At 59.8% G+C, this 20,701-nt stretch carries 20 protein-coding genes; 12 read left to right on the forward strand and 8 right to left on the reverse strand.

Annotated features, from left to right (window positions below; all coding sequences use genetic code 11):
• The first annotated feature begins 14 nt into the window (after positions 1-14).
• Positions 15-605, forward strand: coding sequence for a class I SAM-dependent methyltransferase (locus GDN47_RS09480; RefSeq protein WP_112723326.1), 591 nt, complete (start codon positions 15-17; stop codon positions 603-605).
• Positions 602-1,222, forward strand: a complete 621-nt coding sequence (locus GDN47_RS09485; protein ID WP_113329571.1) for a DedA family protein — start codon at positions 602-604, stop codon at positions 1,220-1,222. Before GDN47_RS09480 ends, GDN47_RS09485 begins: the two co-directional genes overlap by 4 nt.
• A 23-nt stretch (positions 1,223-1,245) precedes the next feature.
• Here the strand turns inward: GDN47_RS09485 and GDN47_RS09490 are convergent, their stop codons facing one another.
• Positions 1,246-2,277: a class I SAM-dependent methyltransferase gene (locus tag GDN47_RS09490; protein ID WP_113329572.1), complete on the reverse strand. Its 1,032-nt coding sequence runs from the start codon at positions 2,275-2,277 to the stop codon at positions 1,246-1,248.
• A 253-nt stretch (positions 2,278-2,530) separates the two neighbouring features.
• Here GDN47_RS09490 and GDN47_RS09495 point away from each other — a divergent pair, with 253 nt between their 5' ends.
• Positions 2,531-4,474, forward strand: coding sequence for a putative bifunctional diguanylate cyclase/phosphodiesterase (locus GDN47_RS09495; RefSeq protein WP_233789830.1), 1,944 nt, complete (start codon positions 2,531-2,533; stop codon positions 4,472-4,474).
• A 34-nt stretch (positions 4,475-4,508) separates the two neighbouring features.
• A complete protein-coding gene (locus tag GDN47_RS09500; protein ID WP_113329574.1) occupies positions 4,509-4,895 on the forward strand; it encodes an ester cyclase in 387 nt (128 codons plus the stop codon).
• Here GDN47_RS09500 and GDN47_RS09505 read toward each other — a convergent pair.
• The 5 genes from GDN47_RS09505 to GDN47_RS09525 all read right to left on the reverse strand — a co-directional run bounded on the left by GDN47_RS09505 (position 4,892) and on the right by GDN47_RS09525 (position 11,374).
• Complete coding sequence (locus GDN47_RS09505; protein ID WP_152093141.1) at positions 4,892-6,094, reverse strand: MFS transporter; 1,203 nt, start codon at positions 6,092-6,094, stop codon at positions 4,892-4,894. The genes GDN47_RS09500 and GDN47_RS09505 overlap by 4 nt on opposite strands.
• 122 nt (positions 6,095-6,216) lie before the next feature.
• Positions 6,217-8,544 (reverse strand): cation:proton antiporter domain-containing protein, encoded by a 2,328-nt coding sequence (locus GDN47_RS09510; RefSeq protein ID WP_152093142.1) that lies wholly within the window; start codon positions 8,542-8,544, stop codon positions 6,217-6,219.
• A 155-nt stretch (positions 8,545-8,699) separates the two neighbouring features.
• Positions 8,700-9,905 (reverse strand): 3-oxoadipyl-CoA thiolase, encoded by a 1,206-nt coding sequence (pcaF, locus tag GDN47_RS09515; RefSeq protein ID WP_113329577.1) that lies wholly within the window; start codon positions 9,903-9,905, stop codon positions 8,700-8,702.
• Positions 9,906-9,980: 75 nt separating this feature from the next.
• Positions 9,981-10,670, reverse strand: coding sequence for a 3-oxoacid CoA-transferase subunit B (locus tag GDN47_RS09520; RefSeq protein WP_113350650.1), 690 nt, complete (start codon positions 10,668-10,670; stop codon positions 9,981-9,983).
• The gene (locus GDN47_RS09525; protein ID WP_069610268.1) at positions 10,667-11,374 is read right to left on the reverse strand and encodes a 3-oxoacid CoA-transferase subunit A; all 708 of its coding nucleotides are present in this window, start codon (positions 11,372-11,374) and stop codon (positions 10,667-10,669) included. The genes GDN47_RS09520 and GDN47_RS09525 overlap by 4 nt, the downstream gene beginning before the upstream one ends.
• A gap of 153 nt (positions 11,375-11,527) precedes the next feature.
• Here GDN47_RS09525 and GDN47_RS09530 point away from each other — a divergent pair, with 153 nt between their 5' ends.
• Positions 11,528-12,283 (forward strand): IclR family transcriptional regulator, encoded by a 756-nt coding sequence (locus tag GDN47_RS09530; RefSeq protein WP_113329580.1) that lies wholly within the window; start codon positions 11,528-11,530, stop codon positions 12,281-12,283.
• Positions 12,284-12,484: 201 nt separating this feature from the next.
• On the opposite strand, the gene GDN47_RS09535 is transcribed toward GDN47_RS09530, so the two are convergent.
• Positions 12,485-13,372, reverse strand: a complete 888-nt coding sequence (locus GDN47_RS09535) for a helix-turn-helix domain-containing protein (RefSeq protein ID WP_152093143.1) — start codon at positions 13,370-13,372, stop codon at positions 12,485-12,487.
• Between the two features lie 115 nt (positions 13,373-13,487).
• On the opposite strand from GDN47_RS09535, the gene pobA reads away from it, so the two are divergent.
• The gene (gene pobA, locus GDN47_RS09540) at positions 13,488-14,660 is read left to right on the forward strand and encodes a 4-hydroxybenzoate 3-monooxygenase (protein ID WP_152093144.1); all 1,173 of its coding nucleotides are present in this window, start codon (positions 13,488-13,490) and stop codon (positions 14,658-14,660) included.
• Positions 14,661-14,668: 8 nt separating this feature from the next.
• On the opposite strand, the gene pcaQ is transcribed toward pobA, so the two are convergent.
• Positions 14,669-15,595, reverse strand: coding sequence for a pca operon transcription factor PcaQ (pcaQ, locus tag GDN47_RS09545; protein ID WP_152093145.1), 927 nt, complete (start codon positions 15,593-15,595; stop codon positions 14,669-14,671).
• Positions 15,596-15,689: 94 nt separating this feature from the next.
• Between pcaQ and pcaD the strand changes: the two genes are divergently transcribed.
• From pcaD to GDN47_RS09575, 6 genes are all read left to right on the forward strand, one after another.
• On the forward strand, positions 15,690-16,496 hold the full coding sequence (gene pcaD / locus GDN47_RS09550; RefSeq protein WP_152093146.1) for a 3-oxoadipate enol-lactonase: 807 nt from the start codon (positions 15,690-15,692) through the stop codon (positions 16,494-16,496).
• On the forward strand, positions 16,496-16,900 hold the full coding sequence (gene pcaC, locus GDN47_RS09555) for a 4-carboxymuconolactone decarboxylase (RefSeq protein ID WP_113329585.1): 405 nt from the start codon (positions 16,496-16,498) through the stop codon (positions 16,898-16,900). Before pcaD ends, pcaC begins: the two co-directional genes overlap by 1 nt.
• A 12-nt stretch (positions 16,901-16,912) precedes the next feature.
• Entirely contained in the window at positions 16,913-17,662 is a 750-nt protein-coding gene (gene pcaH / locus GDN47_RS09560; RefSeq protein WP_112342446.1) for a protocatechuate 3,4-dioxygenase subunit beta, read from the forward strand.
• A complete protein-coding gene (pcaG, locus tag GDN47_RS09565; protein ID WP_152093147.1) occupies positions 17,662-18,276 on the forward strand; it encodes a protocatechuate 3,4-dioxygenase subunit alpha in 615 nt (204 codons plus the stop codon). The genes pcaH and pcaG overlap by 1 nt, the downstream gene beginning before the upstream one ends.
• A gap of 3 nt (positions 18,277-18,279) precedes the next feature.
• Positions 18,280-19,332 (forward strand): 3-carboxy-cis,cis-muconate cycloisomerase, encoded by a 1,053-nt coding sequence (locus tag GDN47_RS09570; RefSeq protein ID WP_152093148.1) that lies wholly within the window; start codon positions 18,280-18,282, stop codon positions 19,330-19,332.
• Positions 19,333-19,478: 146 nt separating this feature from the next.
• Entirely contained in the window at positions 19,479-20,651 is a 1,173-nt protein-coding gene (locus GDN47_RS09575; protein ID WP_152093149.1) for an ABC transporter substrate-binding protein, read from the forward strand.
• Positions 20,652-20,701 lie beyond the last annotated feature (50 nt).

The raw sequence follows: 20,701 nt of genomic DNA on the forward strand, positions 1-20,701 counted from the left end.
ACTGGCGGGAACATATGTCAAACACATCACTATTCTTGCGAACTCTGCTGACCAATCCGCGCATGGTGGGAGCGATCGCCCCCTCCGGCCCGGTCCTAGCCAATCTGATTACAAGCGAAATTGGTCCTTCGGCGGGACCGATCCTCGAGCTCGGTCCGGGCACGGGAGTATTCACACGAGCCCTACTCGCACGCGGCATATGCGAAAGCGATATTACGCTGATTGAATCCGCTGATAGTTTTGCCAGTCTGCTGCGACAGCGGTTTCCTGATGCCCGCGTCATCTGCGCCGATGCTGCGCGGCTTGATGCCTATGACTTGCCTGAAGGAGAGCTGTTCGGCTGTGCGATCAGCGGGTTGCCGCTACTTAACATGTCGCCGAAGACGGTCATTGCCATTCTTGCTGCGGTATCAGCGAGGCTGCGTGAGGGCGGGGCACTCTATCAGTTCACCTATGGCCTGCGCTGTCCGATACCGCATCGCCTGCTCGACCGGTATGGCTTCAAGGCAACGCTGCAGGGCCAGGTGCTGCGCAACTTTCCGCCTGCTAGGGTCTATAAGATCGTCCGGCGCAGGCCGATAAAATCTCCGGCTGCCGCCACATGAGTGACTCCTCCTATATGTTGGATGTTCTGCCCGATCTGGCGGCGTGGGGACTGTTCGGCCTTGCATTGTGTTCCGCGATCGAGAAGCTTGTCCCCATCCTACCGTCGATCGCCCTATTCTTGATGCTGGGCATGCTGGGTGTCGCCAACCCGGTTGATCTGCCTGCAGTGATCGCCGTTACCGCCGCCGGTTCAACGGCAGGCTCGCTGTTCTGGTATGGAATAGGCCGTTGGCTGGGACCTGCGCGTGGCGACCTCTTCGTGCTGAGGATGACCCGGCGTCTGGATATCAAAGAAGAGTGGTATCTGCGCCTGAAACGCAATTATCATGGTCATGCCATACGGGCCACGCTCTTCGGTCAGCTTGTGCCTATCGTTCGCGCCTATATGGCATTGCCAGCAGGTGTGCTTGCCATCCCGGCGCCAGGCTTTGCCATCGCGACATTCTGCGGCGCGTTGATTTGGAATACGCCGTTTCTGGTATCGGGTTATTTGTTGCGTCAACAAATATTGGCGCCAGATGCAGCAGCACCTGCCGCCGTCGCAGCAATCATCTTGGTCAATCTTCTGCTGCTTGCGCTGCTGCGATTTTACCGGCCAAGCCGCAGCGCGGCTTAGCCGCTCATCACGCTTGCCGTCGGCTATACGGTCAGAACGGCGTATATGACGCCACCGTTTTCGCCGCGTGTAAGGGAAACATCAGCGATCGGGTGCTTGACCTTGTCGATGATCGACTGGACATCCTCGTCCGTTCGCCAGATCAGCGGCCAATTCATGAAGGTCTCCATATAACCTTCGACACCGATATCCTTGGCGAAGTTTGCGAGCAGGAACTTGCCGCCGGGCTTCAGCATCTGCAGGCAGCGTTCCGTCAGACGCACGGCTACGCTTTCGGCCAGATAATCGTAAAGGCCGGCTGCATAGATGAAGTCGAACGTACCAAGCTTCTGCGCGCGCCCCAGAATGGTGCGAACGGAGCCGTTGATCGCTTCGATGCAGGTGCCATGGAAGGTCGAGCTCACCGCCCCGACACTGACCGGGTCCTGATCAAGCGCGACCCAGCGCTTGAGCCTGCCGCTCTGCAGAGCCTTTGAGAGCTCCGCTTCGCGAAGATGGCCGGCCGCGATTGCCAGGACTTCGGCGCCATCCGTCGCCTCCGCCACTGCATCGACGTGGGCTGCCAGGATCTCCCGCCTTTCTCGCACGGCGACGGCGGATGGTGCGCGCCGGGTGAAATCGTAAACTTCTGCGCCCAGCGCCGAAGCTTCCGCCACCTGTGCGGCAACGGCCGGATGTTCATAGATGAAATCCAGCAGATAGGCATCGCCGCTGTAGCCGCGCGGTTTTTCGAAGGACCATCGCGTCAGAGGGTCCTGCAACAGGTAGGACGACACGGGATGTCCCTGCGCCACCGAGGCGAGATGTGCCCAGGTCAGGGGTGTCGTCTTGTTTTTCAGCGCCTGCAGACGCTCCGTCAAGGCTTGCATGGTGCCTGGAACGGGCGCGTTTGCTTCGAACGCCTGCTGCGTGAGGGAGAGAATGAGGGCGAGTTCAGCCTCGCCCTCCTTTATTTGGTCGGTTGCAATGTTGTTACCGGACGATCTCGTATGTTCCGAGATGGACTGGGAGGTAACGAGGCTGAAGCCATCAAGAGCGGTTTGAAATTGTTTCAATTTTAAATCATTCCGTGAACACTACGCAAACCATATCTCATATAAAAATTGAGCGCTATGGTTTTGTTAATGTCGCTGCGGCAACGCTGTCGTTATCAAACGGATCAAATTAGCCGCCGTGGTGAAGCGAGCGATTTGTTCATTCGAGCGACGCAAAGGTAACGCGGTGGACATGAGGTCTCGGCTAACTCGGGTGATGATGAGCATGCGTCGATTGTCGGGAAACAGCGATCTTGGTCAGAGCGAGGCTCGCATGACTAACCGCCCCGATGAGCTGCGCGGGCTCTACAAAGCCTATAGCAACGATGCGCGGCGCGTCTTGGCTCGCAGCGGTCTGTGGCTTGCCGTGCCCGTTTATATCCTCTTCCTGGTCACAGATCTGGTCTTCATTCCCGACGTCTCGCACGTGACGATCCCTGCGCGGTTTCTGATCGGGGGCTTTTCGCTTTTGATCCTGGAAATGCAGTTTTCGCGGCAACGTCGTGCCGGCGAGCTTGAGGCGACATGTGCTGCGGCCGTCGTTCTTGGATATGTCGTGTGGCTGCTGCCGGCATTGCAGACGGCCAATGCCGAGGCATTCTCCTATTATGCCGCCTTCGGCGCCATCTTCATGATGGGCGTTAACCTGTTCTTCAGCCTTGAGTTCGGCCTGGCACTGATGTCATCAGGGCTGATCTTCGCCTTTTTCCTGCTGTCGCTGATGGAATTTCATTATAGCGCCGCCTACTGTCTGGCCTTCACCACCTTCTATCTCTGCTGCTTCGTGTTCACCTCCTATGTGAACTGGAAACTGAACAAGGAGCGTTTCAACGTCTTTCTCAATGCCAGGGAAGCGGAGCTGCAGCAGCGCCAGGCGACGGAACGCGGCGAGGCGCTTCTGCGGCTTTCGATTACGGATTCCCTGACCGGGATGGAGAACAGAAGAGCCGCGGATATAAGGCTGAAACAATTTTGGGATCGCTGGCGCGAGAAGGGCGCAGCATTCGCCATCCTGCTGGTCGATGTCGATTTCTTTAAGAAGTATAATGATTATTACGGCCATCAGGAGGGGGATCACTGCCTTGTGACGGTTGCCAATGCGCTGTCGAACATCGTTGCTCCACTCGGGGCAACGGTCGGACGTTATGGCGGCGAGGAATTCATCGTTATCCTCGATCTGGAGAGCAGTTCGGATGCGCTGGCTCTGGCGGATGCCATTTGTCAGGGGATAGAGGCTCTCGATATCGTCCATGCACAACGTCTGGACGGCTTCCGGCATGTCACGGTGAGTGTTGGAGCGACCATTACGAGAGACGTCGCCGGCGCGAAGCTGGAGAACGTGATCAACGAGGCCGACCGTGCTCTGTATTCGGCAAAGGCGAGCGGCCGCAATTGCGCACGGATCTTCGATCCGAACGAGCTGCCGGGCGGCGATGCGAGCGAGAATATCGCGGCCATTTTGAAGATCGCCATCCAGCAGAACCTCGTCTCGCTGGTCTATCAGCCGATCCAATATCTCCAGACTGGAGAAATCGGTGCCTATGAAGCTCTGATGCGCCTGCAGTTGCTCGACGGATCGAATGCTTCTCCGGCCGTCTTTATCCCGATAGCGGAACGCACCGGCGCCATCATGGAACTCGGCTATTGGGCGATCAGAAGGGCCTGCTGTGATTTGCTTACTCGCGACATTGTCGACACGGTCAGCATAAACGTCTCCCCGATCCAGCTTCGGGCTCCGGGTTTCGCCGCACAGGTGGCCGCTATTCTGGCGGAAACGGGCGTTTCGGGTCACAGGGTGGCGTTCGAGATCACCGAGGGCGTCGATATGGAGATACGCCCCGATGTCCTCGACAGCATTCAGGATCTCAAGAAGCTCGGCATCAAATTCTGGCTGGATGATTTCGGCACAGGTTTTGCCGGATTGTCATGGCTGCGGCTGATGGAATTCGAAACCGTCAAGATCGACAAATCCTTCCTGCATGACGCGGCAAGCAACGACGGTGCGAAGATCCTTCTCGAGGACATCATCGGCCTGGTGCGCAATCGCGGCCATCGCATTCTGGTCGAGGGCGTGGAGGACGAGGAGCAGCTCAATCTCGTCAAATCCTTTGGCATCGATGCCGTTCAGGGATACCATATCGGCCGTCCGGCACCGGCGCTCAAGCATCCGATTACGATGATGCATACGAGTCGCCGCCGTCTGCAGGCATCGGCCTGAAGCGCAGGCCGCCTCCAGGGCGTGGGTGATGAGAATGGCAAGCGTCGATCTGTCCGAGATCTACCGAGGCTATATTGCCTGCCTGAACAAGCAGGATTGGTCGAATCTGGGTAAATTCGTCCATGAAGACGTGCATTACAATGACGCCTACATTGGACTATCAGGCTATCGGCAAATGCTCGAAGGCGATTTTCGCGCCATTCCCGATCTTCATTTCGATATCACTCTACTGATCTGCGAACCGCCACGCGTCGCAAGTCGCCTGCAATTTGATTGTAGGCCGACGGGAATGCTGTTCGGTATGGCGGTGAATGGCAGAAGGGTGCAGTTTGCCGAGAATGTCTTCTATGAGTTTCTGGACGGGCGAATCCGGAACGTCTGGTCTGTCATCGACAAGGCTGCAATCGCAGCTCAGCTCTAGGACTTCTTCCCAAGGCGCAACGCGATAAAGCCTGCTGCGAATGCCGCGAGGCCGCTTGCGATAATCGGGCCGGAATAGCTGCCGGTATGGTCGAAAATAAAGCCTGCTGCAGTTGGCCCGATCAGGGCTGCCACACCCACGGCCGAATAGAGATACCCGATAACCGCACCAATCTGGCGTGTGCCGAACAGATCGGCGGCGACAGCCGGATAAAGGCCGACGCACCCGCCATAGCTCATGCCGAAGATCAATGCGAACAAGATCAGCTGGATCATGCCTGATGCCGACGCCCATATGGCAAAGGAGGCCGCGACTGCAAGGGTGAGCGATGCCAGGAGTTGCCGACGGCCGAAGCGATCTCCCAGGCCTGCCAGAAAGAAGCGGCCGATGACGCTGCCGACACCGATAACGCTGACAAGGGCGGTTCCGTCCTGAATGGAAAGTCCCATGTCGCGGGCGGCGGCGACGATATGAACATAGGGGATGAAGGTGCACAGAGAGGACAGGAGAAGCACCATATAGAAAAGCCAGAACCGTCCGTCGCGCCATATAGCGGGGAGCTTGGGATTGCCGGCGTGCGCCGGGAACGAGATCGTACCGTCACGGCGCTTGCGGACAAGCAGAGCCGCCGGTATGCCAAAAATGGCGAAGATGCAGGCAAGCGCAAGGAAACACCCTCGCCAGCCGATGAAGGGAAGAGCCTGGCCGATGGCGAAGGGCAGGATCAAGGTCCCAAGCCCAATCCCGGCCGTCGCGACGCCCGACGCCTGGCTTCGTTTGTGGATGAACCAGGATTGCACCGCTCCGATCGCCGGAACGTATGACAGGCCGATCCCAAATCCGACGCCGAAGCCATACCAGATGTAAAGTGCGGTCAAGGATCCGGCACGACTAGCGGCGATATAGCCAATGATCATTGCTCCCAGTCCCAGAAGAACAAGGCTGCGCGACGACCATCTGTCGGCGAGAGGCCCGGCAATCGCGCCGAGCGAGTAGAAGAGAAATGCGGAAATGGAAAAGACGAGGGCGACCTCGCCGCGCGACGCATTGAACTCCGCAGCAAGCCCCGGCAAAGTGGCGGAGAAGGAGTAGGCGGCTCCGAACGTCACGGTCGTCAGCACATGGGTGGCGGCAACGACCTTCCATCCTTCCCGCGTATCGGCTTCTTCATGGTCGCGCGAAAGGATAAGGTCGGACATATCGGGCTCTGCAAAAGATCGTGCTGCCGGTCAATATGCTTCACGGGGCTACGTTCGAGAAATGAATAGTGCTGATGGCGCCTATTGATTCTCTTGATCCATCCCACCGTTGACGGACAGGGCTATTCGCGAATTGCCTGCGAGGCGGCCAGGTCGGTTTCAATGAAGACGCATGATCTGTCTGCCGTTTGCAGCAGTGTGTCTGCCACGCTGCCATAGGAGAGGCTGCCACTGGCTCGCTTGCTCACGCCGAGCACGATCAGATTATATTTGCCGCTTCGGGCGTGCCGCAGGATCGAGAGCTCCGGTGACGGTCCTTGCTGAACCACCTTCTCGATCTCGACGCCATAGTAATCCGCGATCGCGCCGACCTTGTTGAGAACGTCCCATTGGTCATTGCCTCGGTCGCTGATGCGCGGAATGGCTCTGACCTGTCGCGGTTCAACGATCCGCAGCAGGGCGCAATGGGCTCCCGCCGCCTTCGCAATCGCAAGCCCGAATTCGGCTGCCCGGACGGAGCGTTCGGTGCCGCTGACCGGCAGCAGGATTCTCAAGTCCTGGGGACGTTCGGGGAGCATACCGCGTGCTGTTACGATAGCTGACGTTCCCTGGAAGGCAGAGGTCATGATTTGCAGGGCCGTGCTGAAGCGCCCGTCTTCGCCCATGGTCGGTTCGATGCCCATGAAGAGGAGATCGTGGCCGGCACCCGAGACATCTTCGAGCATGGTTTCCAGCGTGTCGTTCTTCTCCCGGACCGTAACATGGATATCGCTTTCGCTGGCCATATCCTGCTTCGGGGAAGCCGACGCGAGTAAATCGGTCGCGCATTGTCTCAAATCGTCAGCGACGGCTCGACCTTGCGGCGCTGCGCCTGTCGTCGCTGTATCATTTGGATCGTGTATTGCGTCGCGTGGTTCCCTGATATCCAGGACGGTGACAGGCATCTTGCGCGTCACGGCGAAGAAGGCGGCGATCCACGTGGCGAGGCGGCTGCTTTGCGAGCCATCCACGGTCAGCAGGATGCGTTCGAAATTTCCGAGGAAGCTTTCGCTTTCGAATTCTTCACGTTCGAGCCGGTCACGCTCCTCTTCGCGCAATGGCAGGCGGGCAAGCGCCCAGCGAAGTGTTGGTGGCATCGCCATCGTAGTGATGACGGCCATGGCGACAATGATGGAGAAGAGTTTTTCGTCCAATACGCCGACGGACAGGCCTATGGTCGCGACGATGACTTCCGTCGATCCCCTGGCGTTCATTCCACAGCCGAGCGCCAGAGCTTCGGATGCCGAATAGCCGCCAAACTTGGCGGCGGCAAAAGCGCCTCCGAACTTGCCGATGCTCGCTATGATGACGATGGCGGCCGTCAGCAGCAAGATGGAGGGATCGGCAAGCACGGTAAGATCGGTCTGCAGGCCAGTCAGCCCGAAGAAAACAGGCATGAACAGCGCCGTCGTCAAGCCGCGAAGCTGGACGTCGATCTGTCGGGTAAGGATCGGCGATTCACCGACGAGAATGCCGGCGACGAAGGCGCCGAGCACGGTATGGACGCCGATGAGATTGGTGATGATGGCCATCCCGCCCATGATCGCAACGATGGCGCTGAGCACGGGCAGGTCGCTGCGAAAATTATCGTTGGTCCAGCGGATGATCTCGAACACGATCCGCCGTCCTACAGTGAAGCTCACGGCCATGAAGGCCAGTGTGCCGATGACGCTGGTCGCCAGTGTCATGAGATCGACCGTCCCTTTTTCCGCAAGACCAAAGGTTATGGCGATGATGACCCACCCAACCGTATCGTCGATAATGGCCGAAGCGACGATCAGCTGACCGATGTTCCGGCGCATGAAATCCATTTCGCGGACGACGGAGGCGACGATCTTCACGGAAGAAATGGAAAGCGCGGTACCAAGAAAAAGTGATGTGACCAGCCGCTTTTCGGGATCGGGAAGAAAGGCGTCCGGGATGAGCTCGCCGAGTGCAAAGCCGGCCGCAAAGGGAATGACGATGCCCGTCAACGAAACGCCGGCCGCCGATTTGCGCAGGCGTTTCGCAAGAGCGAGATCGGTCTCCATGCCTGCGAGCAGCAGGAGAAAGAGAATGCCGAGCTGGCCGATCGCGTCGGTCATGCTCTTTTGCGCGCCGTCCGAAGGAAAAAGGCTCGCTTGTGTATGCGGGAAGATCAGGCCGAAAAGGGAGGGGCCGAGAATGATGCCGGCGATGATCTGACCCATGATCGATGGCTGGCCGATGCGCACCATCAATTCGCCGAGCAGCCTGCCCGATACGACAAGCAGAATGATCTGGACCAGGAACAGCCCTTCCGAAGGGTGGCTGGCCTTCTGCCCTTCGACAGCGAAGGCGGATTGCGCAATCGACAGCAACAGGGTGATGGCAATGAGAATGATAACGGCGGTTGACGGAAATGCTTTTAAGACATTCTGGCGTGATGGCATGGACTGATCCCACTGAGCAGCAGGAAAAACGCGCCAGAACCTTTGCCGTTCCAGTTTTATCGCTGGTTGCAGCCTTCAATGACCCGGCGTCGGGTTTCGGCCGCGAGCATGATCCGCCGCTCATGTGGCGCCGGACCCCCGCCTGTTCGCAACGATCAGACCCGTTCCAGCGCGATGGCGATGCCCTGGCCGACGCCGATGCACATGGTCGACAGCGAATAGCGGCCGCCGGTTTCCTTCAGCTCCAGGGCGGCGGTACCGGTGATGCGGGCACCGGACATGCCAAGCGGATGACCGAGCGCGATGGCGCCTCCGTTGCGGTTGACGCGCGTATCATCATCGGCAATGCCGAGTTCGCGCAGCACGGCAAGCCCCTGCGAAGCGAAGGCCTCGTTCAATTCGATAACGTCGAACTGTTCCTGGTCCATGCCGAGGCGCGTCATGAGCTTGCGGGAGGCGGGAACCGGGCCGATCCCCATGATGCGCGGGGGAACACCGGCGGCCGCACCGCCGAGAATGCGGGCAATCGGTGTCAGGCCGTATTTCCTGGCAGCTGCCTCTGAAGCAATGATGAGCGCGGCAGCGCCATCATTGACGCCGGAGGCGTTGCCGGCCGTCACCGTGCCGCCTTCCTTCTTGAAGGGCGTGCCGAGCTTTGCAAGCGCCTCCATGGTGGTTGCGCGCGGATGCTCGTCCTTGCCGACAATGACAGGATCGCCCTTGCGCTGCGGGATCGTGACCAAAGTGATTTCCTTGGCAAGCCGGCCGTTTTCCTGTGCCGTGGCTGCCTTTGCCTGCGAACGAACGGCAAAGCCGTCCTGGTCTTCGCGGCTGACCTTGTAATCTTCTGCGACGTTCTCGCCGGTTTCCGGCATGGAATCCACGCCGTATTGCTTCTTCATGACAGGGTTGATGAAGCGCCAGCCGATGGTGGTATCGTAGATCTCGGCATTGCGCGAAAAGGCGCTTTCAGCCTTGGGGATGACGAAGGGCGCGCGCGACATGCTTTCGACGCCGCCGGCGATCATCAAATCAGCCTCGCCGGCGCGGATGGCGCGGGCGGCTGCGATAACGGCATCCATGCCCGAACCGCAAAGCCGATTGATCGTCGTGCCGGGCACTGAAATCGGCAGGCCGGCCAGCAGGCTTGCCATGCGCGCGACGTTGCGATTGTCCTCGCCCGCCTGGTTGGCGCAGCCATAGATGACATCATCGACGGCTTCCCAGTCGACCGAGCCGTTGCGCTCGATTAGCGCTTTCAGCGGCACGGCACCGAGATCGTCGGCGCGGACGGAAGAAAGCGATCCGCCGAAGCGGCCGATCGGCGTGCGGATGTAATCACAGATGAAGGCTTCGGTCATGGTCTTCTCCCTACGGCATGCGAAATATTATAAGCTTAAAGCATTGCGCGCGAATCTGAAAGATCGCAACGAGCTTTAGAGCGTCGGCACGATCAGGTCGGCAACCGGGCCGTCTGTATGCAGGGGCGCACCGGTCATCGCTTGCAGCTCGTTCATCGTCATGGCAGCGAGTTTTTCGCGCACGACGAAACCTTGCTTGCCAATGTCGATGACTGCATGGCTCGTATAGATACGGGTGATGCAGCCGACACCGGTCAGCGGAAAGGTGCAGGCCTCCACCAGTTTCGGCTTGCCGTCCTTCGTCACATGTTCGGTGATGACGAAGACCTGCTTGGCGCCATGGACCAGATCCATGGCTCCGCCGACGGCAGGCACACCCTTGGAGCCGACGCGCCAATTGGCAAGATCGCCATTCTGCGCCACTTGATAGGCGCCGAGGATCGCGACATCCAGATGGCCGCCACGCACCATGGCGAAGCTATCGGCGTGGTGGAAAAAGGAGGCGCCCGGCTTCAGCGTGACGGCCTTCTTGCCGGCGTTGATCAGATCCCAATCTTCCTCGCCTTCCGCCGGCGGCTCGCCGAAATTCAGGATGCCGTTTTCGGTGTGGAAGATCGCCTGGCGGCCTGGAGGCTGGTAGCGGGCGACCATTTCCGGAAAACCGATGCCGAGGTTAACATAGGCGCCGTCTTCGATATCCTGAGCCGCGCGCCAGGCGATCTGGGCGTTGGAGAGCTTGATGTCTTCGCGTGTGTCGATGGTCATACGTAGGCCACTCCAGCTCGAATGAGATTTTCTTCCTGCTGCGGATCAGCGACTTCAACGACACCATTGACGAAGATGCCGGGGGTTACGATGTGTTCGGGATCGAGCTCGCCGGCGGCAACGATTTTCGAGACCTGTGCGATCGTCTTGGCCGCGGCCATGCACATCAGCGGATTAAAATTGCGGCCGGCCTTGTTGTAGATGAGATTGCCCTGCACGTCGCCGACTTCAGCCTTGACGATGGCAAAATCGGCCTTGAGCCAGCGCTCTTGAACATAGTGGCGGCCGTCGAATTCGGCGATGACCTTGCCGTTGGCGAGTTCGGTGCCATAGGCGGTTGGGGTATAAAAGGCTGGAATGCCGGCGCCGCCGGCACGGATACGTTCGGCGAGCGTCCCCTGAGGCACCAGCTCCAGCTCTATTTCGCCAGCTAGATAGCGGTCGGTGAAGGCGCGCGGATCGGACGAACGCGGGAAGGAGCAGATCATCTTCCTGACCATGCCGGCATCGATCATCGCAGCGATGCCGATACGCCCGTTGCCGGCATTGTTGTTGATGACGGTCAGGTTCTTCGGGCCTTTGTCGATCAGCGCATGAATGAGTTCGATCGGCGCGCCGGAGCCGCCAAAGCCACCGATCATGACGGTCGCACCATCACCGATCTCGGAGACGGCAGCTGCAGTGCTCGCAATTGTCTTATCCATGCGCAAACTCCCACTTGCCAATGCGGGCGGACCAAGGCGCCCCGTCCTCTTCCTTTCGAATAGATCAGCAAGGGCTGGACGGCAATTATTTTGTGCGATATTTGATATTTGTTCATATATCGCACAAAATGCCGCCAAAATCGGGGATCAGAGATGCGCGAAACGGATTTCGTCAGCGGCTTTGCCAAAGGATTGAAAGTCATCGAAGCCTTCGGCGAGACGCAGCAGCGCCTGACGATTGCCGAAGCATCGAAGCTGACCGGCCTCGATCGCGCCACCGTGCGCCGTTCGTTGCTGACGCTCTCCGAACTCGGCTATGCCACTTATGACGGCAAATTCTTCACGCTGACGCCGAAGATCCTGAGGCTCGGCCACGCCTATCTGGCCGCGACGCCGCTGCCGACGATCATCCAGCCCCATCTCGATCAGCTTGCCGAGCGCGCCGGGCAGAATGCCTCTGCGTCCGTGCTCGACGGCACGGAAGTCGTCTATATCGCCCGCGCCTCGCAGCGCCGGGTGATGTCGATCAACCTGACGCCCGGCAGCCGGCTTCCGGCCTTCTGCGCCTCGATGGGCCGCGTTCTGCTGGCCGCTTTGCCGGAAAGCGAGGCGCGCTCCGTGCTTGGGCGAACCGACCTCAAGGCGAACACGCCCAATACCAGGACCGATCCGGAGGAGCTGATGGCGGAATTCCGCCGGGTGAGGGAACAGGGCTACGCCGTTATCGACCAGGAACTGGAGATCGGGCTGTGCTCGATTGCCGTGCCGGTCGAAAACGACCGTGGCCAGACTGTGGCGGCGATCAATATCGGCGCACCGGCCGCCTATGTCGCGGCTTCCGACATGGCCGAGCGCTTTCTGTCGCTGCTGAAAGAGACGCAGAAGGCACTGCGGCTGGTGCTGCCGTAGCTTTTGTGTATTTTCGGGGCCATCCTCGTCCTTCGAGGCTCCGCCTTCGGCTGCGCATCTCAGGATGAGGATGGAGCATGCCCGACGCTCGATATGCTTTGGAGCCTCTTTGGCGAAGTGAGAGGATTAGCCCTCATGGTGAGGAGGCCTGTAAGGCCGTCTCGAACCACGGCGGCGGGTGATTACCCGATTGATTTCTGTTCACATTCCTAGCCTCTCCCTCTCCTCAATTCGCCAGGCGCGAGGCGTTTGCCCGGTCTGCTTGACGAAGAAGCGGGAGAAATAGGCGGGATCGGCAAAGCCGAGGCGATAGCTGATTTCCTGAACGGTCGCGAAGGTGAAGACCAGCTCGCGCTTGGCCTCATCCAGCAGCTTGCGTGTGATCAGCTCGTGCGCGCCATGCCCGGTTCTGCCACGCACGATGCGGCTGAGATGGGCCGGCGAGATGCCAAGGCTCTCGGCGTAGAAGGCGGCCGGCTTGTGCGAGCGGAAGTGGCGCTGGATCAGGCCCTGCAGCATCTCCATGCGGCGCTCGCTTTCGTCGCCCGGATTGGATTCCTCATCAGCCTTTTGGGCGATGCGGGCCGTCAGCAGCAAGGCCGAAGTCAGATAGGCATCCAGCAGATCGTTGCGGCCGTTGCGGTGGCTCGCAAATTCTTCCCCCAGGCGCCTCAATGTGCTGGCGACGTAGGCTGCGTCTTCATCGTCAGGATCGAGCAAGATCAGATGCGGAGCAGCAAGCCATGCGCCCAACCGGCTGCGATCGCCCGGCGAGGCCTTCAGATGCGAAATCAGCACCGTGATGACGAAGCCGTCTATATCGCGCGAGAACCGAAAGGCGTGATTGAGACGCGGCGGCACCGTAATGACGGCGGGTGGCGTGATGGCATGGGGAATTCCGTCAAAGACGGCATCGCCCGATCCGGCTTGTATGTACAAGATCTGGAAAAAGCTCTCATGCCGGTGCGGGCGGATCTCCCAATGATGAAGGCTGCTGCGGGAGGGAATTGTCTCGCAATGTAGCCAAAAATCCGGCTTTCGGCCGGTATTTTCGCCATAGAGCTCATAAGTCGGCACGGTCTTCGTCATGGCACTCCTCGCTTACCATGTTCGATTTGTGCAATTTCATGACCGAAATGTCCATTGCGGACTTACCTCGCGCCGAAGAGACTTGAGGCAAGAAATACGCATGGGAGGAGAGACGATGCGCACTCAAGTCGCCATTATCGGTTCGGGGCCGTCCGGGCTGCTGCTCGGCCAGCTACTGACGGAGGCCGGCATCGATAATGTCATTCTCGATCGTGTCGGCAAGGATTATATTCTCGGCCGCGTGCGCGCCGGCGTGCTGGAGGAAGGCACCGTCCGATTGCTGGACGAGGCTAAGGCAAGCGGACGTTTGCATGCCGAGGGCTTGCCGCATGATGGCTTTTCGCTCGCCTTCGACGGCCGCGATCATCGTATCGACCTTCATGGTCTCACCGGCGGCAAGCGGGTCGTCATCTATGGACAGACGGAGATGACCCGCGATCTGATGGCTCGGCGCGAGGAAAGCGGTGTGCAGACCATCTACAGCGCGAGCAATGTCCAGCCGCACGGTTTTGACGGTGATATGCCCTATCTCACCTACGAGAAGGATGGCGTTTCCCATCGCATCGATTGCGATTTCATCGCCGGCTGCGACGGCTTTCATGGCGTCAGCCGCAAATCGGTTCCGGAAAAGGCAGTCCGCAGCTTCGAGAAGGTCTATCCCTTCGGCTGGCTCGGCGTGCTGGCGGAAGTAGCGCCCGTCAATCACGAGCTGATCTATGCCAACCATCCCCGTGGTTTTGCGCTCTGCTCGATGCGGTCGATGACGCGCAGCCGCTATTACATCCAATGTCCGCTCGACGAGAAGGTCGAGGACTGGAGCGACGATCGCTTCTGGGACGAGCTGCGCCGTCGATTGCCGGCCCATCATGCCGAGGCGCTGGTGACCGCACCATCCTTCGAGAAATCGATCGCGCCGCTGCGCTCCTTCGTGGCCGAGCCCATGCGTTTTGGCCGCCTCTTCCTGGTTGGCGATGCCGCCCATATCGTGCCGCCGACCGGTGCCAAAGGGCTCAATCTGGCGGCAAGCGACGTGCATTACCTGTTTTCGGGTCTTGTCGAGCATTATCAGGATCGCTCCAATACCGGATTGGATGCCTACTCGGCTCATGCGCTCGCCCGGGTCTGGAAGGCGGTGCGCTTCTCCTGGTGGATGACAACGATGATGCATCGCTTTCCCGATACCAGCGATTTCGACCAGAAAATCCAGGAAGCCGAACTCGACTATCTCACCCATTCGCGTGCCGCGTCGACCGCGCTCGCCGAGAATTATGTCGGCCTGCCGTTCTGAGCGAGCTTTTAGAGCTTCTTGGCGATCTCGCTTGCCGCTTGCCGGATGGTCTGCATCAGGATCGACAAGGGAAGGGTGGGGATGGCGTCGGTGCGAACGGTCAATCCCACCGGCCCCTTCGTCTCGCTGGTGTCGATCGGCAGCAGCGCCAGCAGCCCGTCATCGACATCGCCGGCAACGACGCCGGCCGAGATGATCCAAATGGCGTCGCTCGATCGCACGAAGGCGCGGCCGAAGGAGTCGGAGACGGTTTCGATTTGGTTGGGCAGTCCGCCGGCGCCGTTGGCGATCAGAAAGCTCTCGACGAAAGGGCGGATGATCGAGCCGCGCGTCGGCATCAGGACTGTGTAGCGGCTGAGATCGGAAAACAGCGATTGCGTGCCGGACAGCAAGGGATGGCCGGCCCTGACGGCGAAAACCACCTGTTCGGAGTAGAGGTGCTCGAAGGAAAAGCCGGTCATTTTATCCGGGCTTGCCAATCGGCCGACGACGAGATCGAGGTCGCCGACGCGCAACTGCTCCAGAAGGACCGCGTTTTCGCCGGTCACGATCTTGATGCGGCTCCAGGTCTCTTCCTTGAGAAACAGATCCATTGCCCGCGGCATGATCCGCGTCGAAACCGTCGGCAATGCGCCGACGCGGATCGGCGGCGCTTCGCCGGAGCGCTCCTGCGAAACCGAGTCCAGCCCTTGTCGGAGTGCTGTCAACGCGGCACCGGCATGGCGGAGAAAGACTTCGCCATAGCGGGTGATGCGGATGCCGCGCCCGTCGCGCTCGAAGACGGCGACACCAAGCGCTTCTTCCAGCTCGCGAATGGTCTTCGTCACCGCCGGCTGGCTGATATTCAGCAGGCCAGCCGCCTTGATCACGCTTTTCTGGCGCGCAACCTCGACAAAGGTCTGCAGATGGCGGAACTTTATGCGTGCGTCGAGCATGCTCACTCATAACCCTGGAGTTATCGTAGAGCAAAGAAATATCATTTTACCTAACCAGATTATACATCCAATCTCGCACCCGAGGAGATTTCCAGTGCAGTTTGCCCGCATCAACGACGTCACGATCCATTACCAGATCATTGGCGGCCCCGCCGACAAGCCGGTTCTTGTCTTTGCCAATTCGCTCGGCACCGATTTCCGGATCTGGCGGGATGTGATCGTGCGTCTGGCCGGCGATTTCGCCATCGTGCTTTACGACAAGCGCGGCCATGGTCTCTCCGATCTCGGGCAGATGCCATATTCCATCGAAGATCACGCCACCGATCTCGCTGGCCTGCTCGATTTCCTTTCGGTCAAGAATGCCATTATCTGCGGCCTGTCGGTCGGCGGGCTGATCGCGCAGTCGCTCTATCAGCGGCGGCCGGATCTGGTGCGGGCGCTGATCCTCTGCGATACTGCCCCCAAGATCGGCACGACCGAGAGCTGGAATGCCCGCATCGCCAAGGTCGAGGCTGATGGTATCGAATCCATCGTCGATTCCATCATGGAGCGCTGGTTCACGCCCGCCTTCCGTCGTCTGGAAAACCTCGCCTATGCCGGCTATTGCAACATGCTGATCCGCCAGCCGGTTGCGGGCTATGCCGCTACCTGCGCGGCCCTTCGCGATGCCGATCTGACCGAAGCCGCGGCAAAGATCGCCGTGCCAACCATCTGCATCGTCGGCGATCAGGACGGCTCGACGCCGCCGGAGCTGGTGCTTTCGACGGCAAAGCTCATTCCGAATGCGCGTTATGAAGTTATCAAGGACGCGGGCCACATCCCCTGCGTCGAACAACCCGAGGCGTTGACCGAAGTCATCCGTGCCTTCATCGATGTCGTCCTGCATGGAGAGCAAGCCTGATGAATGACCCCACCATGCCGTCCGAGCGCTATCTACAGGGCATGGCAACGCGCCGCGCAGTCCTGGGCGACGAGCATGTCGATCGCGCGCAACAGGGCGTGACAGAGTTTGACAAGCCTTTCCAGGAGCTGATCACCGAAGCGGCCTGGGGGCACGTCTGGTCGCGCCCGACGCTCAGCCGTCGCGAGCGCTCCATCGTGACGATCGCGCTTCTGGCGGCACTCGGCCAGGATGACGAGGTGGCAATGCATGTGCGCGCCACGCGCAACACCGGCGCGACGCGCGACGATATCTGCGAGGCGCTTCTGCATGTGGCGATCTATGCCGGCGTGCCGGCGGCAAACCACGCGATCAAGATCGCCAAGCAGGTTTTCGAACAGATGGACGCCGAACAGGCGGCATGAAGCGAGGCAGACATGTCCGATAGAAGCAACAGCAAACCCGAAACGGGCGCCTTTTTCGCGAGAGACCGCGCCTGGCATCCGCCGGCCTTCGCGCCCGGCTATAAGACGTCCGTATTGCGCTCGCCGCAACGCGCGCTGCTATCGCTCGACGGCACCATCTCCGAAATCACCGGACCGGTCTTCGGCCATTCCATATTGAACGAGCTCGACAACGACCTGATCCATAATTTTGCCAAGCCGGGCGAGAGCGCCATCGGCGAGCGGATCATCGTGCATGGCCGCGTGCTCGACGAGCGCGGCCGGCCGGTGCCGGGCGTCCTGCTCGAGTTCTGGCAGGCCAATGCCGGCGGCCGTTATCGCCACAAGAAGGAAACCTATCTCGCGGCCATCGATCCGAATTTCGGTGGGTGCGGCCGCGCCATCACAGATGATGAAGGACGCTATGCCTTCCGCACCATCCGCCCCGGCGCCTATCCCTGGCCGAACGGCGTCAACGACTGGCGCCCTGCGCATATCCACTTCTCCGTCTTCGGCCATGGCTTTGCGCAGCGGCTGATCACGCAGATGTATTTCGAGGGCGATCCGATGATCTGGAAATGTCCGATCGTCGGGACGATCCCCGACAAACAGGCGATCGAGCAGCTGATTGCGCCGCTTGACTGGGGCAACACGATCCCGATGGATGCCCGCGCCTATAAATTCGATATCGTGCTGCGCGGTCGCCGGTCGACCCTGTTCGAAAACCGGCTGGAGGGCAATTGATGGTACAGGATCTCGGCTATCTCAAGGAAACACCGTCGCAGACGGCAGGCCCTTACGTCCATATCGGCCTGACGCCGAATTACAGCGAGATCGGCGGTGTCTACGAAACCGATCTCGGCTCTGTCATGGTGAACGACAAGACGCTCGGCGAGCGTATCACCGTGACGGGCAGGGTTCTCGATGGCGCGGGAGCGCCGGTCAAGGATGCCGTCCTCGAGATCTGGCAGGCCGATAGCGCCGGGCTTTATAGCAGCCCCTCGGAGCTGCGCGGCACGGCCGATCCGAACTTTACCGGCTGGGGGCGTTGTCCTACCAGCTCGACCGACGGAGTTTTCCGTTTCGAGACCATCAAGCCGGGCCGCGTTCCCTTCAAGGACGGCCGCAAGATGGCGCCGCACATCACCGTCTGGATCGTGGCGCGCGGCATCAACATCGGCCTGCACACGCGCATGTATTTTCCGGAGGAAGCTGCCGCCAACGCGGAAGATCCATTGCTTGCCCGCATCGAACACAAGGAGCGCTTGGCAACGCTGATCGCTCACAAGGAAGGTTCCGTCTACACCTTCGACATCCATTTGCAGGGCGACAAAGAAACGGTTTTCCTCGATATATAGGCCATGAGCGTTTCTCCCTTCGATCATCCCTTTCTGTCAGGCCTTCTCGGTGACGAGGAGATTGCGGCGTATTTTTCAGCCAAGGCCGACATCCGCGCCATGCTCTCTTTCGAAGCGGCACTTGCCGAGGTCGAGGCGCAGCATGGGTTGATCCCGCAGGAGGTGGCTGTGCATATCGCTAAGGTCTGCGCGGATTTCGAACCCGATCTACAAAGCCTGATGAGTGCAACGGCATCGGATGGCGTCGTCGTGCCGGATCTTGTTCGGCAACTGCGCAAGGCGGTCGGAGAGGATGTCGGCAAGCATGTCCATTTCGGCGCCACCAGCCAAGATGTCATCGATACCAGCCTGATGCTGCGGCTGAAGGCGGCGGTTTTCATCCTGAGCAACCGTCTTTTCGCCGTATCGTCCGCGCTCACCAAGCTGGATGAGCGTTTCGGATCGAACCGGCTGATGGGCCGCACCCGGATGCAGGCGGCGATCGCGATCACCGTGTCCGACCGGCTGCGGGCATGGCGCCATCCGCTCGATCAGTATCGCGACCGGCTGACGCAGGAGACTTTTCCGCTGCAGTTCGGCGGTGCGGCTGGCACGCTGGAAAAATTCGGGCCGAAAGCGGCGGAAATCAGAAGCTCGCTGGCGCAAGCGCTTGGTCTCACGGACGAGCCGCAATGGCAAAGCCAGAGAGCGCGCATTGCCGAGCTTGCCGGGCTCTTGTCCATGATATCAGGCAGCCTCGGCAAGATCGGCCAGGACGTGGCACTTCTGGCGCAGGCAGGCGAGGAGATAGAGCTTGCCGGCGGCGGCGGCTCCTCCGCCATGCCGCACAAGCAAAATCCGGTCGCGGCTGAAACGCTTGTCACGCTAGCTCGCTTCAATGCCGTCCAGCTTTCCGGCATTCACCAGTCGCTGGTACACGAGCAGGAGCGCTCTGGCGCCGCCTGGACATTGGAATGGTTGCTATTGCCGCCTATGGTGGTGGCAACGGCAGCTTCGTTGCGCCACGCGTTGCAACTGGTCGGTTCGATCAAGCGCTTGGGAACGACGGCCGAGTAGGATATTCGTCGCCATCCATAACTGAATCGGTATGGAAGCAAGGTTTTATTTCATTTTACATCACCATTTCTCATGAGAAATTGGCGATGATCAGAATTTGAATGATCAAGGGCAGCTCAAAAAGACGGCTGCCGGGAGGAGAGAAAATGAAACGGTTTGTCTTGGCCGCCATTGCGGCCGTTGCTCTTGGCGGTGCTGCCTATGCCGATACTATCAAGGTCGGCGTCATCGGTCCGTTTTCGGGTCCGTTCGCGCTGCAGGGCAAGAATTTCAAGGCTGGCATCGATGCCTATATGGCCGTCAATGGCAAGAAGGTCGGCAATGATGAGGTGGAGGTGATCTACCGCGACTTGCCTGCGGCCGATCCCGCCCAATCGAAGTCGCTCGCCCAGGAGCTCGTCGTCAAGGAGAAGGTCCAGTATCTCGCCGGCTTCTACTTTACCCCGGATGCGATGGCCGTGACGCCGATCCTCAAACAGGCCAATGTGCCGATGGTGATCTTCAACGCTGCCACTTCGGCCATCGTCACCAAGAGCCCGCTCGTCGTACGCACGTCCTTTACCACCTGGCAGACCTCAACGCCGATCGCCAAGGTTGCCTATGATGCCGGCGTGAAGAAGGTCATCTCCGTCGTCAGCGACTACGGTCCGGGCGTCGATGCCGAAAACGCGTTCAAGGCCGGCTTCGAAAAGCAGGGTGGCGAAGTGGTGCAGGCGATCCGCATGCCGCTCTCGACCAATGACTTCAGCCCGATCATGCAGCGCATCAAGGATTCCGGCGCGCAGGGCGTCTTCGCCTTCCTGCCCTCCGGGCCGACGACGCTCGGCTTCGTCAAGGCCTATAATGAGAATGGCCTAAAGTCTGCCGGCATCAAGCTCTTTGCGCCCGGCGACCTCACGCAGGAATCCGATCTGCCGGCGCTTGGTGATGCCGCGCTCGGCATGCAGACGACCTTCCATTATGCGATTTCGCATGACTCGCCCGAAAACAAGGCTTTTGTCGCAGCCGCCGACAAGGCAATCGGCAATCCGGCCGAGCTGACCTTCCCGGCCGTGGGTGCCTTCGACGGGATGCATGTCATCTACAAGATGATCGAGGCGACCGGTGGCAAGCAGGATGCGCAGAAGGCGGTCGATGCCGTGAAGGGCCTGTCCTGGGTCAGCCCGCGCGGTCCCGTCACCATCGATCCCGAAAGCCGGCATATCACGCAGAACATCTATCTGCGCGAGGTCGCCAGGGGCGATGACGGCAAATACTACAACAGGGAAATTCAGACCTTCGAGAAGCAGGGCGATCCCGGCCTTGCCGCTGCGAAGTAAGCGCTCCAGTACCTGATCCCCTGATCGGAAGATTCCGTTCAGGGGATGAC

The organism is Martinezella dioscoreae (assembly GCF_009176305.1).
Taxonomy (GTDB): domain Bacteria; phylum Pseudomonadota; class Alphaproteobacteria; order Rhizobiales; family Rhizobiaceae; genus Rhizobium; species Rhizobium dioscoreae.